Annotated in this window: 12 protein-coding genes; 5 read left to right on the top strand and 7 right to left on the bottom strand. The window is 73.0% G+C overall.

What is annotated here, in order from left to right:
• The first annotated feature begins 123 nt into the window (after window positions 1-123).
• The 3 genes from CP983_RS29085 (at window position 124) to CP983_RS29075 (ending at window position 2,463) form a co-directional block, all read left to right on the top strand.
• A complete protein-coding gene (locus tag CP983_RS29085; protein ID WP_051918986.1) occupies window positions 124-945 on the top strand; it encodes a helix-turn-helix transcriptional regulator in 822 nt (273 codons plus the stop codon).
• A gap of 28 nt (window positions 946-973) precedes the next feature.
• Window positions 974-1,327 carry a cytidine deaminase gene (locus CP983_RS29080; RefSeq protein ID WP_125525147.1) on the top strand — a complete coding sequence of 118 codons (354 nt, stop codon included), beginning with the start codon at window positions 974-976 and terminating at the stop codon, window positions 1,325-1,327.
• A 335-nt stretch (window positions 1,328-1,662) separates the two neighbouring features.
• Window positions 1,663-2,463, top strand: coding sequence for a VOC family protein (locus tag CP983_RS29075; protein WP_150502771.1), 801 nt, complete (start codon window positions 1,663-1,665; stop codon window positions 2,461-2,463).
• A gap of 8 nt (window positions 2,464-2,471) precedes the next feature.
• Here the strand turns inward: CP983_RS29075 and CP983_RS29070 are convergent, their stop codons facing one another.
• From CP983_RS29070 to CP983_RS29060, 3 genes are all read right to left on the bottom strand, one after another.
• Window positions 2,472-3,587, bottom strand: coding sequence for a carbohydrate kinase family protein (locus tag CP983_RS29070; RefSeq protein ID WP_150506957.1), 1,116 nt, complete (start codon window positions 3,585-3,587; stop codon window positions 2,472-2,474).
• 182 nt (window positions 3,588-3,769) lie between these two features.
• A complete protein-coding gene (locus CP983_RS29065) occupies window positions 3,770-5,059 on the bottom strand; it encodes a glucarate dehydratase family protein (protein ID WP_150502769.1) in 1,290 nt (429 codons plus the stop codon).
• A complete protein-coding gene (locus tag CP983_RS29060) occupies window positions 5,056-5,952 on the bottom strand; it encodes a 5-dehydro-4-deoxyglucarate dehydratase (RefSeq protein ID WP_373309821.1) in 897 nt (298 codons plus the stop codon). The genes CP983_RS29065 and CP983_RS29060 overlap by 4 nt, the downstream gene beginning before the upstream one ends.
• A 151-nt stretch (window positions 5,953-6,103) precedes the next feature.
• Between CP983_RS29060 and CP983_RS29055 the strand changes: the two genes are divergently transcribed.
• Window positions 6,104-6,892, top strand: coding sequence for an IclR family transcriptional regulator (locus CP983_RS29055; protein ID WP_150502765.1), 789 nt, complete (start codon window positions 6,104-6,106; stop codon window positions 6,890-6,892).
• Between the two features lie 202 nt (window positions 6,893-7,094).
• Window positions 7,095-8,363 carry an MFS transporter gene (locus CP983_RS29050; protein ID WP_150502764.1) on the top strand — a complete coding sequence of 423 codons (1,269 nt, stop codon included), beginning with the start codon at window positions 7,095-7,097 and terminating at the stop codon, window positions 8,361-8,363.
• A gap of 16 nt (window positions 8,364-8,379) precedes the next feature.
• Here the strand turns inward: CP983_RS29050 and CP983_RS29045 are convergent, their stop codons facing one another.
• From CP983_RS29045 to CP983_RS29030, 4 genes are all read right to left on the bottom strand, one after another.
• Window positions 8,380-9,372: an adenosine deaminase gene (locus CP983_RS29045; RefSeq protein ID WP_150502762.1), complete on the bottom strand. Its 993-nt coding sequence runs from the start codon at window positions 9,370-9,372 to the stop codon at window positions 8,380-8,382.
• A gap of 20 nt (window positions 9,373-9,392) precedes the next feature.
• Window positions 9,393-10,298: a ribonuclease Z gene (locus CP983_RS29040; RefSeq protein ID WP_150502760.1), complete on the bottom strand. Its 906-nt coding sequence runs from the start codon at window positions 10,296-10,298 to the stop codon at window positions 9,393-9,395.
• 12 nt (window positions 10,299-10,310) lie between these two features.
• Entirely contained in the window at window positions 10,311-10,664 is a 354-nt protein-coding gene (locus tag CP983_RS29035) for a histidine triad nucleotide-binding protein (protein WP_107906607.1), read from the bottom strand.
• A gap of 97 nt (window positions 10,665-10,761) precedes the next feature.
• Window positions 10,762-13,986, bottom strand: coding sequence for a S41 family peptidase (locus CP983_RS29030; protein WP_150506955.1), 3,225 nt, complete (start codon window positions 13,984-13,986; stop codon window positions 10,762-10,764).
• Window positions 13,987-14,039: the final 53 nt, after the last annotated feature.

The raw sequence follows: 14,039 nt of genomic DNA, 5'->3' as shown, positions 1-14,039 counted from the left end.
TAGCCGTGGGGAGCCGGAAGTTGTGCTGGTGGTGGCACCACCAGCCAACGCGAACGGGGGGATCGGTACGTGTCCGAGGGCACGCTGAAGAGTCATCGGCGGCGCGAGCTGCGCGAGTTCCTGATGAGCAGGCGGGCCCGGGTGACACCGGGCGAGGCGGGACTGCCCGACGGTGGCGCGCGGCGCCGTACTCCGGGGCTGCGGCGCGAGGAGGTCGCCGTGCTGGCCGGGGTGGGCGCCTCCTGGTACCAGTGGCTGGAGCAGGGGCGGGAGATCTCCGTGTCGCCGCAGGTGCTGGACTCCGTCGGCCGGGTGCTGCGGCTGAGCAACGCCGAGCGGCGGCACCTGTATCTGCTGGCCGGGCTCAATCCGCCGGTGGCCGAAGTGGCGCCCGAGAAGCAGGAGATGTGCGACGGGCTGCGGCGGCTGATCGACGCGTGGATGCCGTATCCGGCGCACATCATGGACAAGTACTACAACGGCGTGCTGCACAACGACGCGGCCGCGACGGTGCTCGGCATGCGCCCCGGCAAGCGGTGGAACTGCCTGATCGACTTCTTCACCGACCCGATGTACCGCTCGCGCTCCAGGAACTGGGAGGCGAACGCGGCCACGGTCGTGGCGCAGTTCCGCGCGGTGTGCTCGGCCTCCCCCGACGACGAGGGGTTCCAGGCCGTGCTGGCCGAGGCGAAGGAGTCCAGCGCGGAGTTCACCGCGCTGTGGGAGCGCCGCGACATCGAGGACGCCGGGCAGATCCGCAAGGAGCTGGAGCATCCGCTGGTCGGGCTGCTGTGCATGGAGTCGAGCGTGATGCAGATGCCGGTGCGCCCCGATCTGTCGATCGTGCTGCACACGCCGCTGGACGAGGCGAACACGGCGGCCAAGCTGGAGTGGCTGGCGTCCCCGGAGGGCCGGCGCGGGGCGATGTACCCCGTGGCCGGATAGGGCCGGTGGCGCTACGTATGCTCAGCGCATGACCGACAACAGCGCACTCGACCCCGAGGACCGCAAGATCGTCACCCTGGCCCGTTCCGCTCGGGCCCGCAACGGCGTGCCCGAGGGCGCGGCCGTTCGGGACGACACGGGCCGTACGTATGTCGCGGGGACCGTGGCCCTGGACTCCCTGAAGCTGAGCGCGCTCCAGACGGCGGTGGCGATGGCGGTGGCGTCGGGCGCGAAGTCGCTGGAGGCGGCCGCGGTCGTGACGGAGGCGGAGAGCGCCTCGGACGCGGACCGCGCGGCGGTACGCGACCTGGGCGGGCCGGGAACGCCGGTGCTGGTGGCGGGACCGGACGGGTCGGTACGCGGGACGGTCACGGCGGGCTGAGGTTCGAAGCGTTTTCGCCCCCGCCGCCCCTACCCGTCCCATCCTGAAGGGGCTCCGCCCCTTCGACCCCGCTCCTCAAACGCCGGAGGGGCTGAATTTCTCGGCACACGCCGGTGGGCGAAGGTTTTCAGCCCGTCCGGCGTTTGAGGACGAGGCCGTTCAGGCCGAAGCGGGGGTCTGGGGGCGCAGCCCCCGGGGACGATGGGGGTCCCCCCGGTCGAGCGAAGCCGAGAGTGGGGGAGGGTAGGGGCAGCGGGGGCGAGAAACGTCGGCGGGCGATTGTCAGTGCCCGGTGTCACGCTGAGGGCATACAGGATCGGCGGAAGGGAATCGTCATGATCACCACCGACCAGGCCCCGGGTTCCCCCTGCTGGCTCGACCTCGGCGCTCCCGACGTGCGGGCCTCCGCGGCCTTCTACGGTGCGGTGCTCGGCTGGGAGTACGAGTCCATGGGTGAGGACGAGGAATTCCAGGGCGGCATGTTCAAGAAGGACGGCAAGACCGTAGCCGGGCTCGGCAAGCTCACCGAGGAGGGTGCGCGCTCGGCCTGGATGATCTACTACACCGTCCCGGACGCGGACGCCACGACGCAGGCGGTGCAGAACGCGGGCGGCGCGGTGCGGGTGGCGCCGATGGACCTGGAGGACTGGGGCCGGATGGCGCAGTTCACCGATCCGCTGGGCGGGCAGTTCGCCGTGTGGCAGCCGGGTAAGAACTCGGGCTTCGAGCTGGCGGACGAGCCGGGCTCGCTGTCCTGGACCGAGCTGTACACGACCGACGCCACGGCCGCGAAGGAGTTCTACGCCGGGATCTTCGGCTGGCAGTACGGCGACATGGAACTGCCGGGCGGCGGTGGCGCGTACACCATCATCACGCCCGCCGGGCTGCCCGAGGAGCGGATGCAGGGCGGCCTCATGGAGCTCCCGGCGGAGAACCTCGCGCTGGCGGGCGGGCGGCCGTACTGGCACCCGGTCTTCAACGTCGACGACTGCGATGCGGCGGTCGCCAAGGTCACCGAGAACGGCGGCAGTGTGCAGATGGGCCCGGAGGACGCCGAGGGCGTCGGCCGGCTGGCCGTGTGCGTGGACCCGTCGAACGCGGACTTCGTGGTGCTGACCCCGGCGACGCCGAGCTGAGCACACTCTCACGCCGACCGTCTGAACCCGATCGTCGGCACCGCTCTGCGCAGCGGCCAGGGTCTTCCCGCGTCCTTCGGCACCAGGTCCGTCAGGAACGCGTACCGGCTCAGGGCCTCGGGGTCCTGCCGGTCGAGGGAGCGGACCTGACGCCACCAGGCGCCGATCTCGGCCCAGCCGGGGGCGGAGAGGGAGCCGCCGAACTCCTGGACGGAGAGGGCGGCCGTCAGGCCCGCGAAGGCCAGACGGTCGGCGAGCGGCCAGTCGGCCAGGGTACCGGTGACGAACCCGGCGACGAAGACGTCACCGGCGCCGGTCGGGTCCAGTGCCTCCACGGCGATGGCCGGGACCACGGCGGTCTCGCCGGTCCCGCCGTCCACCGCGTACGCGCCCTCCGCGCCGAGGGTGACGACCGCCAGCGGCACATGCTCGGCCAGGGCGTGGGCGGCCTTGCGGGGGCAGTCGGTGCGCGTGTACCGCATGGCTTCCTGCGCGTTCGGCAGGAATGCCTCGCAGTGCTCCAGGTCCGCCAGTCCCGCCAGGTCCCACGCTCCGGTGTCGTCCCAGCCGACGTCGGCGAAGATGCGGGCGCCCTTGCTCGCGGCCTGCGCGATCCAGGGCGCGCGGATGCCCGGCACCAGGGAGGCCACGGCGGCACGGGCGCGCGGCGGGCACTGTGGTGCCCCCTCGGGCAGCGGCACCGGCTCCGGGGGCGGCTCGTGGCCGTGGGAGACCATCGTGCGCTCCCCTTCGTACGCCATCGACACCGTGACCGGCGAGTGCCAGCCCGGGACCGTGCGCGAGGGCGAGAGGTCGATGCCCTCGCCCTGCTCCAGCGCGTCCCAGCAGTAGTCGCCGTAGTGGTCGTCGCCGAAGGCCGCCGCGAGGGACGTCCGCAGGCCGAGGCGGGCCAGGGCGGTGGCCATGTTCGCCACGCCGCCGGGGCTGGAGCCCATGCCGCGCGCCCAGGACTCGGTCCCGCGCACCGGGGCGGAGTCGAGGCCGGTGAAGATGATGTCCAGGAAGACGGTGCCCGTGAGGTACACGTCCCAGGGCGGGTCGGCGGGCGCGCGCAGGCCGGCGAGCGGGTCGACCTGGGCGCGGCGGTACGGCCCCGCCGCCATGGCCGACGGCCGCTGGGGCGAGGGTCCTCTTCCGGTGGGCGCGGTGGGCGTGGTCACGGTGCGCTCCCTGACGTGGTGCCGATCTGGCCAGTGTGCACCAAGCCACTGACAACGCCACCACGATCCTGCCCGAGCCGCCCGCCCGTGCAGGTCGAGCGGCCGTCACCCGTCCCGGGCCGCTCCTACCAGCGCGGCACCTCCGGTGTGACCCACCCCGGTTCCGCGATCCGCATCGCCGCCGCGTCGTCGCGGTCCCTGTGGGAGCCGTCGTCATCGAGCCACCGGCGGTGCAGCTCGGCGAGGCGGGTGCGGTCGAGTTCGACGCCGAGTCCGGGGCCGTCCGGCACGGCGACCCTGCCGGCCTCGAAGGTGAGGCGCTCGGTGAGGACGTCCTCGGACTGCCAGGGGTAGTGGGAGTCGCAGGCGTGGTGGAGGTCCGGCACGGTGGACGCCACGTGGGTCATCGCGGCCAGGGAGATGCCGAGGTGGGTGTTGGAGTGCATGGACACCCCGACACCGAAGGTGCTGCAGATCGCCGCCAGTTGCCGGGTGTTGCGCAGCCCGCCCCAGTAGTGGTGGTCGGAGAGGACGACCTGCACGGCGTCCCTGGTGAACGCCTCCTTGATCTCGGCGAACGTCGTCACGCACATGTTGGTCGCCAGCGGCACACCGGTGCGCGCGGCGACCTCGGCCATGCCCGCCGTGCCGAGGGTCGGGTCCTCCAGGTACTCCAGGACGTCCCCGAGCTCCCGCGCCACCCTCAGCGAGGTCTCCACCGACCAGGCCCCGTTGGGGTCGAGCCGCAGCGGATGCCCGGGAAAGGCTGCGGCGAGCGCCCGTACGGCCGCGATCTCCTCGTCCGGCGGGAAGACACCGCCTTTGAGCTTGAAGGACGTGAAGCCGTACGTCTCCTTGAACCTGCGCGCCTGCTCGACGACCCCGGCCGGGTCGACGGCGGCGCCCCAGTCGTCCTTCTCGGCGCGCACGCCCTCCGGATGGGCGGCCCATTTGTAGAACAGATACGCGCTGTACTCGACCGCGTCCCGCACCTTCCCGCCGAGCAGCGCGTGCACGGGCAGTCCGAGCGCCTTGCCGAGGGCGTCGAGGCAGGCGACCTCGAAGCCGGAGACGACGGACAGCCGCAGCTTGTCGGCGGTCTGGACGCCGCGCAGCCCGCCGACGTCGACCTGGCCGGAGACCCGGGACCGGTCGACGGCCACCGCGTCGGCGACGGCGAACAGGCCGTTCAGATCCGTGACCTCGCGTCCGACCAGCTTCCGCGCGAACGACCGCGCCAGCTCCAGGTACTTGGTGTCGCCGTACGTCTCGCCGACGCCCGTGATCCCGTCGGCCGTCTCGACCTCCACGATCAGTCGGGGCGTGTACGGCTGGTGGACGCCCTGGGTGTTCAGCAGCGGCGGGTCGGCGACCAGGATCGGGGTCAGGCGTACGTCCGTGACGGTGAGGTTCACAGCACCGCTCCCACGAGGTCGAGTCCGGTGACGAGCAGGGCCCTGAGCTCGGCCAGGTCGCCGGGCGACGGGTCGGTGAGCGGGGCGCGGACGGGTCCGACGGGGCGGCCGCGCAGCCTGGCTGCCGCCTTCACCAGGGAGACCGCGTAGCCGGGCACCCGGTCGCGCAGTTCGACGAGCGGGACGTAGAAGTCGCGCAGCAGCTTGTCGGCGAAGCCGTGGTCGCCGTCGCGCAGGGCGGCGAAGAAGGCGTTCGCGATCTCGGGGGCGAAGGCGTGCACGGCGGAGGAGTAGGCGGGGACGCCGACGGTGGCGTAGGCGCGGGCCTGGATCTCGGCGGTGGAGGCGCCGTTGAAGAACAGGAAGCCCTCGGGCGCGGCCAGCGTGAGGCGCTGGAGGCGGTCGAGGTCGCTGTGGCCGTCCTTGAGCCCGATGACGCCGGGGATCCGCGCGATGCGGCGCAACGAGTCGGCGGTGAAGGTGACCTGGCCCCGCTGGTAGGCGATGAGCGGCAGCCGGGTCCGGGCCGCGAGCTGCTCCAGCTGGGCGACCAGACCGTCCTGCGGGGCGGCGACCAGGTAGTGCGGCAGGACGAGCAGGGCGTCGGCGCCGGCCTCCTCGGCGATCCGCGCGAACCGGGCGGCCTGCGCCCAGCCGTACCCGACCCCGGCCACCACGGGCACCCGGCCGCCGGCCTCCTCGACGGCCGCGGTGACGACGACGCGGTACTCGTCCTCGTCCAGCGAGAAGAACTCGCCGGTGCCGCAGGCCGGGAAGACCGCGCCGGGTTCGGTGGCGAGCTGGGCGGCGACATGGGCGCGGCAGCCGTCCGGGTCCAGCGAGCCGTCGTCGTGGAAGCTCGTCAGCGGGAACGACAGCACGCCGCGTGCCATGCCGTCCCGCAGTCGGCGGATCGTGTCGGTGTCCGTATCGAGGCTCACCCTCGTCATCTCCCCATGTAGACGTCTTCCACGTATAAGAACTGAGATTAGATACGCGAACCGTGACCGTCAATCGCACGGTCCGTCCGATTACGATCGGCCCATGTCAGAGACAGGCGGCGTACGCGAGGTGAAGTCCGCGGCGCGCACGGTCGAGCTCCTCGAACTCCTCGCCGCGCGCGGCGACCGGCCCGCGCGCCTCCAGGAGCTGGCCGACGAGCTGGAGGTGCCGCGCAGCTCCATGTACGCGCTGCTCCAGACCCTGATCTCGCGCGGCTGGGTCCGCACCGACGTCACCGGCTCGCTCTACGGCATCGGCATCCACGCCCTGCTCACCGGCACCAGCTACCTCGACTCCGACCCGCGCGTGCGCCTGGTGCGCCCGTACCTCGACGAGGCGTCGCAGGCGCTGGGCGAGACGATCCACATGGCGCGACTGGACGGCCGGGACGTGGCGTACCTGGCGACGCGCGAGTCGCACGAGTACCTCAGGACGATCAGCCGGGTCGGCCGCCGGCTGCCGGCGCACGTCGGCGCCCTGGGCAAGGCGCTGCTCGCCGAACGCCCGGACGCCGACCTGCCCGAGGGCCCCTACCGGGCCCTCACCCCCAACACCCGCACCAGCCGCGAGGCACTGGCCGCCGATCTGGCCGGGGTGCGGGCGCGCGGCTGGTCGATCGACCGCGAGGAGGGCGTCCTCGGCATCGTCGGCTTCGGCTTCGCGCTGCGCTACGACACCCCGGCACAGGACGCGATCAGCTGCTCGGTGCCGGTGGCCCGGCTGTCGGCCGCGCACGAGGAGCGGATCGTGGCGGTGATGCGCGAGACCCGCGCGAAGATCGAGGCGAGGGCCCCCGGCGGCGGGGGCGGCTCGGTGCACTGGCGCAGCTGAGAGCGCCGGCCGAAGGCCCGGGCGAGCGCCACTGCTACCCCCCTTCCCCCACCACAAACGGAATGTGCCTCAGATCACTCCGTCCCCACTTTTTCGCGGCTCCCTCCGCTTGATACAAATTGCCCGCGCGGTCCTGTCCGTCGACGGCATGCGCCCCTCCCCCTTTTCTGTGCCGCTCCTTTCGCATGCCCTGGGACCGCCCGTGTTCGCCCCCCGCACCACCCCCTGGCCTCTCGTTGCCCTTTTCACGGCCGGGTACCTCGCTCCGTATCTGCTGCCGACCGTCGTCGGCAGGCTCGATTCCGGACTTCCGCTCTCCCCCACCCAGGCCGGAGCCGTCGGCAGCGCGCTGCTGCTGAGTTCGGCCTCGGCAGGCTTCCTGCTGGCCTCCCGCGTGGACCGCTTCGGCGCCCGCAGGCTGGCCCGGATCGGCCTCACCCTGGCCCTGCTCGGCTACGGCGGCGGGGCCCTCGCGCACGCCGTCCCGGCCGTCGTCCTCGGCGTCCTGATCGGCGGCTTCGGCTCCGGTACGGCCACCGCCGTCGCCGCCACCCGTATCGCCGCCATGGGGGTCCCCCGGCGCGAGGGTGTTCGAGCGTGGGGGAGGGACCCGCACCGGACCACCACGGCCGGCCTGCTGGGCGTCTCCGCTCTCGCGGGCGCCGTCTATCTGACGGTCCCGCACCTCGGTCCGGGCCATGGCCAGCCGCTGGCCGCCATCGCGCTCACCGCGCTCGCCGTATGGCCGCTGACGGGCCGTATCCCGGTCGACGCGCCGACGGTGGAGTCACGCCGGCCCGCCGCACGGCTCCCCCATCGCCGTCCGGGCCTGGTCCTGGCCGCCTGCATGCTGTGCTGGTCGCTGGCCCAGAACTCGCTGTGGGGCGTCAGCGGCCGGATAGGCCTGACGCAGGCCCAGTTGACGGAGGCCACGGTCGGCGCCGTGTTCGCCATCGCGCTCGGCGCCGGGCTGCTCGGCGTAACCGGGGCGGGCGCGCTCGGCCCGCGTCTCGGCCTCGCCATGCCGATCGGCGCCGGCACGGTCCTCATCGCGGGCTGCATCGCGCTCAGTGCGTCCGCCACCGACCTGACGACCTTCGCGACCGGCGAGATCGCCTGGAACACGATCTACCCGATCGTCCTGTCGTACGTCATCGGGCTCGCCGCCTCCCTCGACCCGCGGGGCCGCTGGGCGGTGCTCGTGGGTTCGGCGGCGTCGCTGGGCACGGCGGCGGGCCCGCTGGCCGGGAGCGTGCTGTCGGCGCAGGCCGGGTTCCCGGTCATGGGCGCGGTCCTCGCGGTGGGGCTGCTGGTCGTGTCCGTGCCCATGACGGCGGTGGCGCTGGGCCGCCTGACCCGCACGAGCGGCGAGATCGCCGAGACGGCGGAGGTGGTCGAGGTCGTCGAGATCCCGCTGGACACCGTCGAGGCCACCCCGGCCGCCCCCGACCGCCTGACCGCCGCCATCTGAGCGGCCGCCCGGAGCGCTAGCGGAACTCGTAGCCCTCCACCTCGGCCAAGTACCGCGCCCGCAGTTCCTCGTCGTCCTCCAGGAAGGAGGCGAGGAAGGAGTTGCGGGCCAGCTCGCGCAGCCGTTCCCGGTCCAGGCCCAGCGTCGAGTGCACCGCGTCGAAGTTGTCGCCTGCGTACCCGCCGAAGTAGGCCGGGTCGTCGGAGTTGACGGTGCACATGAGACCGGCGTCGAGCATCGCCGGCAGCGGGTGGTCGGCGAGGGTGTCGACGGTCCGCAGCCGCACGTTGGACAGCGGGCACAGGGTCAGCGGCACCCGCTCCCGCACCAGCCGCTCGACCAGCGCCGGGTCCTCCATGCAGCGCAGCCCGTGGTCGACGCGCTCGACGCCGAGGACGTCCAGGGCCTCGGTGATGTACGCGGGCGGGCCCTCCTCGCCGGCGTGCGCGACGCGCCGCAGCCCTAGCCGGGCGGCTTCCTCGTAGACCTCGCGGAACTTCACCGGCGGGTGGCCGACCTCGGCCGAGTCCAGGCCCACGCCGGTGATCCGGTCGAGATAGGGCTCGGCGGCCCGCAGCGTCTCCATCGCCGACTCGGCGGAGTCGTCGCGCAGGAAGCACATGATGAGCCGGGTGGAGACCCCGTGGTTCGCCTCGCTGCTGCCCAGCGCCCGCCACAGCCCCTCGACGACGGTGCCCAGCCCGACGCCCCGCTTGGTGTGCGCCTGCGGGTCGAAGAAGATCTCCGCGTGCCGCACGCCCTGGGCGGCGGCCCGCGCGAGGTAGGCGTTCGCGAGGTCCGCGAAGTCCTGCTCGGTGCGCAGGACGGCCATGAGCTCGTAGTACAGGTTCAGGAAGGACTGGAGGTCCTCGAACTCGTACGCCTTGCCGAGCTCGCCGGCGTCGGCGTACGGCAGCCGGACGCCGTTGCGGGCGGCCAGTTCGAAGGCGAGCTCGGGTTCGAGAGTGCCTTCGATGTGAAGGTGCAGTTCTGCTTTGGGGAGGGGCATCAAAGCATCGTACGGCTGCATTACCGACGTTTCGGTAGCGGGACCCTCAGCAGGTCGTGCGCCACCGTCAGCTCCCCGCCGAAACCGGCGTCCCGTGCCTGCCGCTCGAACTCGTCCGGCTCGGTGTAGCGCTGACTGAAGTGGGTGAGCACGAGGTGACGTACGCCGCTGTCGAGCGCGACCCGGGCCGCCTGACCGGCGGTAAGGTGACCGTGTTCGGCGGCGAGTTCGCCGTCCTCGTCCAGGAAGGTCGACTCGATGACGAGCATGTCGCAGCCGTCGGCGAGGGCGTACACGCCGTCGCACAGCCGGGTGTCCATGACGAACGCGAACCGCTGCCCGCGCCGGAACTCGCTCACGTCGTCCAAAGAGACACCGTCGAGGACGCCTTCGCGCTGGATCCGGCCCACGTCCGGGCCCTTGATGCCGTGCGCGGCGAGCCGTTCGGGCAGCATGCGGCGGCCGTCGGGCTCGACGAGGCGATAGCCGTACGACTCGACGGGGTGCGACAGCCGGGCGGTGTGCAGGGTGTAGCCGCCGGTGTCGGCGATGACGCCGTCGGTGTCGACCGGGGCCTCGGTGAGCTCGACGGTCTCGCGGTAGGCGGTGGCGTACCGCAGCCGGTCGAAGAAACGCTGCCCGGACCGCGGGTAGTGGGCGGTGACGGGGTGCGGGACCTTGTCGAGGTTGATCCGCTGGATGACCCCGGCGAGGCCCAGCGAGTGGTCCCCGTGGAAGTGGGTGACGCAGATCCGGTTCAGGTCATGGGCCGCGACGCCGGCCCGCAGCATCTGGCGCTGTGTGCCCTCGCCGGGATCGAAGAGGATGCCCTCGCCGTCCCACCGCAGCAGATAGCCGTTGTGGTTCCGGTGCCGGGTCGGGACCTGGCTCGCCGTCCCGAGGACGACCAACTCACGTACGGACACGACGACTTCGGCCTAGCCGGGGGGCCACTGCAGGCCACGGCCGCCGAGCACGTGGGCGTGCGCGTGGAACACGGTCTGGCCGGCACCGGCACCGGTGTTGAAGACGACGCGGTAGCTCTCCAGCTTGTCCTCGTCGGCGACGGTCTGGGCCTCGCGCAGGACGTCCGCGGCGAGGGCCGGCTCGGCGGCGGCGAGGGTGGCGGCGTCCTTGTAGTGCGCCTTGGGGATGACCAGGACGTGGGTGGGCGCCTGGGGGTTGATGTCCCGGAACGCGACGGTCGTCTCCGTCTCCCGCACGATCGTCGCCGGAACATGCTTCGCGACGATCTTGCAGAACAAGCAGTCGTCCTGCGGCTCCCCTGCCATGTTCCCTCCGGGGGTTGGGCCGGTGTGGTTTACGGGGGGCATCGTATCGTCGTCGGGTGCCGCCACGTGGGGGTTGATCGCGCAGTTCCCCGCGCCCCTAGGTGGGCAGACTCGGCGGTGTTTTGGCCGGCCGTTCCTCGAGCCCTTCCAGCGCCAGGCGGATCGCCTCGTCCAGTTGGGCGTCCCGGCCCGCCGCCCAGTCCTGCGGGCGCTGGAACACCTCCACGTCCGGGTCGACGCCGTGGTTCTCGACGTCCCAGCCGTAGCCCTCCAGCCAGATGGCGTACTTCGGCTGGGTGATCAGCGTGCCGTCGACCAGCCGGTACCGGCTGTCGATCCCGATCACCCCGCCCCAGGTCCGGGTGCCCACGACCGGTCCGAGGCCGAGCGCCTTGATCGCCGCGTTGACGATGTCCCCGTCCGACCCGGAGAACTCGTCCGCCACCGCCACCACCGGCCCCCGGGGCGCGTCCTGCGGATAGCTGTACGGCCGCATCCCGCGCGGCAGTTCCCAGCCGACGATCCGCCGGGCCAGCTTCTCCACGACGAGCTGGGAGGTGTGCCCGCCGCCGTTCTCCCGGACGTCCACGACGAGTCCCTCGCGGGCCACCTCGATCCGCAGGTCGCGGTGGATCTGGGCCCAGCCCGGCGCCTGCATGTCCGGGACATGGAGGTAGCCGAGCCGGCCGCCGGACTTCTCGTGGACGTACGCCCGCCGGTCCGCGACCCACGCGTGGTAGCGCAGCGGCTGCTCGTCCGCGACGGGCACCACGACCGCGTGCCGTACGTCCCCGCCGCCGGCCGGCGAGATCGTCAGCTCGACCGCCTTGCCCGCCGTGCCGACGAGCAGCGGCCCCGGCCCGGTCACCGGGTCCACCGGCACCCCGGCCACGGCCACGATCGCGTCGCCGGCCCGCACCGCTACGCCGGGCGCGGCCAGCGGTGCCCGTGCGTCGGGGTCGGAGGTCTCCGACGGCAGGATGCGGTCGATGCGCCAACTCCCCTCCTCGTGGCGGGAGATGTCGGCGCCGAGCAGCCCCTGCCGGGCGCCGCCGCCGTACCCGCCGCGCGAGGCGACGTAGGCGTGCGAGGTGCCCAGCTCGCCCTGCACCTCCCACAGCAGGTCGATCAGGTCGTCGTGGGTGGCGACGCGGTCGAGGAGCGGGCGGTAGCGGTCCAGGACGCCCGGCCAGTCCACGCCGCTCATGTCGGGCCGCCAGAAGTGGTCCCGCATGATGCGGCCGGCCTCGTCGAACATCTGCCGCCACTCGGCGGCCGGGTCGATCCGCTGCCGTACGCGGGTCAGGTCGACGGTGATGTTGGAGTCGCTGTCCTCGTCGCCGGAGGCCCGCCGGTCGCTCGGTACGACCTTGAGCCTGCTGTCGGTCCACAGCAGGACCCGCTTGCCGTCGCCGCTGACCTCGAAGTCGTCGGCGTCGTCGGCGAGATGCTCGACGCGCCGCTGCAGGAGGTCGTAGCGCTCCAGCTCGGTCTTGGGCTCGGGGTCGTCGGGCGTGGCCCGGGAGGCGCCGAGCGCGCCCTGCACCGGGTGGCGCAGCCACAGCACACCGTCCTTGGCGGTCCGCAGGTGCGTGTAGCGGGCGGCCTCGACGGGGAACGGCACGATCCGGTCGGCGAGCCCTTCGAGGTCGATGCGGGTGGCGGGGGTGCCCTCGCTGTCGGGTGTCTCCTCCTTGTCCGGCGCGTCGAAGGGACGGCCGTGCCGCTGCGGGCCGAAGGGGGACGGGGTCGTGGCCGCCAGCGTGATCAGGTGCGGGCGGGAGCCGACGACGAAGGCCAGGTCGAAGACGTGCTCGTCGTAGACCGGGTCGAAGGCGCGCGTCGACAGGAACACCAGGTGCTTGCCGTCCTGCGTGAACGCGGGCGCGTAGTCCTGGAATCGCAGCGGGGTCGCCTCGGAGACCGACAGGTCGGTGGTGTTGGCGAGCTTGAGCTGGGCGAGCGGGCGCGGGCCGGGGTGCGACCAGGCGAGCCAGGCCGAGTCGGGCGAGAACACCAGCCCCGACACGTCGCCGTCCACGCTGCGGTCGACCTCGCGGACCTCGCCGCTCTCCCGCTCGACGAACAGCACCCGGCCGTCGTGCGCGGCGACCGCCGCCCGGCTCCCGTCGGGCGCCATGGCCAGCTCCAGCACCCGCCCGAGCTGTCCGGCGGCCAGTCTGCGCGGGGTGGCCCCGGGCGCGAGCCCGGTCGCCGGGGCGAACTCCAGCGCGTCGTCGCCCTCGGCGTCCGTCACCCACACCACCCACTCCTCGCCGTCCGCGCGGAAGGTGCGGGGCAGCCGCGCCCGTACGCCGGGCTCGGCGGCCAGTGCGCGGGCGGGGCCGGAACGGTGGGTGACCCAGTGCACGTTGCCCCGGACGCAGACGGCGCTGCCGCGCGCGGTGTGGTCGGGGGCGGCCTCCCCGAAGGAGCGGGCGGCGTTCAGCGGGTACGGCTGCCGGTCGGTGCGCTGCCCGCCGAGCCGGATGTCCAGCCGGCGCGGCTCGGCGCCGTCGAGGTCGTCCAGCAGCATGAGTTCACCGGCGGACACGTACACGACCCGGGTGCCGTCGCTCGCGGCGTGCCGGGCGTAGAACCCGTCGACAGCTGTGTGCCCGCGCAGATCGGAGCCGTCGGCGAGGGAGGAGTACAGGGCCCCGACGCCCTCGTGGTCGGAGAGGAAGGCGATCCGGTCCCCCACCCACACGGGGTCCTCGAGGTTCCCGTCCAGCTCCTCGTGCAGCCGTACGAAGTCGCCCCCGCCCTCCCGGTCGATCCACAGCTTGCCCGCCGTGCCGCCGCGGTAGCGCTTCCAGCGGGCGGCCTCCAGACCCATCGGCGCGGAGGCGAGCACCAGGTGCGGCCCGTGCACGACGTCGCCGACGGGGCCGTACGGCAGGGTGGTCGCGGGGCCGCCGTCGAGCGGGACCGTGTGGGCCCAGGTGCGGCGGCTGCCGGCCTGGCCCTGGGTGCTGATCGCGAGGACCCGGCCGTCCGGGGTCCAGCCGCGCACCCGGGTCTGCCAACTGCCCCAGTGCGTAAGGCGCCTGGAGGGGCCGCCGTCGACCGGCGCGATGTGCACCTCGGGAGCGCCGTCACGGGTGGAGGTCCACGCGACGGTCGTGCCGTCGGGCGAGATGCGCGGCCGGGAGACCGGCACGTTGTCGGCGCTGACCCGCCAGGCGCGGCCGCCGTCGAGGGGGGCGATCCACACGTCGTCCTCGGCGGTGAAGGCGACCAGGTCGCCGCGCAGATGCGGATACCGCAGATACGCGGACGAGGGATGTGCGGCCGGCGGGAGGGAGGCCGAGGTCGTCACGGCCGTCGCGGACTGTGTCACCCGATCACCCTAAGCAAGGGCGGCGTGCGCGA

Origin of the sequence: Streptomyces chartreusis, assembly GCF_008704715.1 — a bacterium.
Lineage (GTDB): Bacteria > Actinomycetota > Actinomycetes > Streptomycetales > Streptomycetaceae > Streptomyces > Streptomyces chartreusis.
The sequence above is the reverse complement of the archived record's forward strand: the minus strand, read 5'-3'. Positions and strand labels throughout refer to the sequence as shown.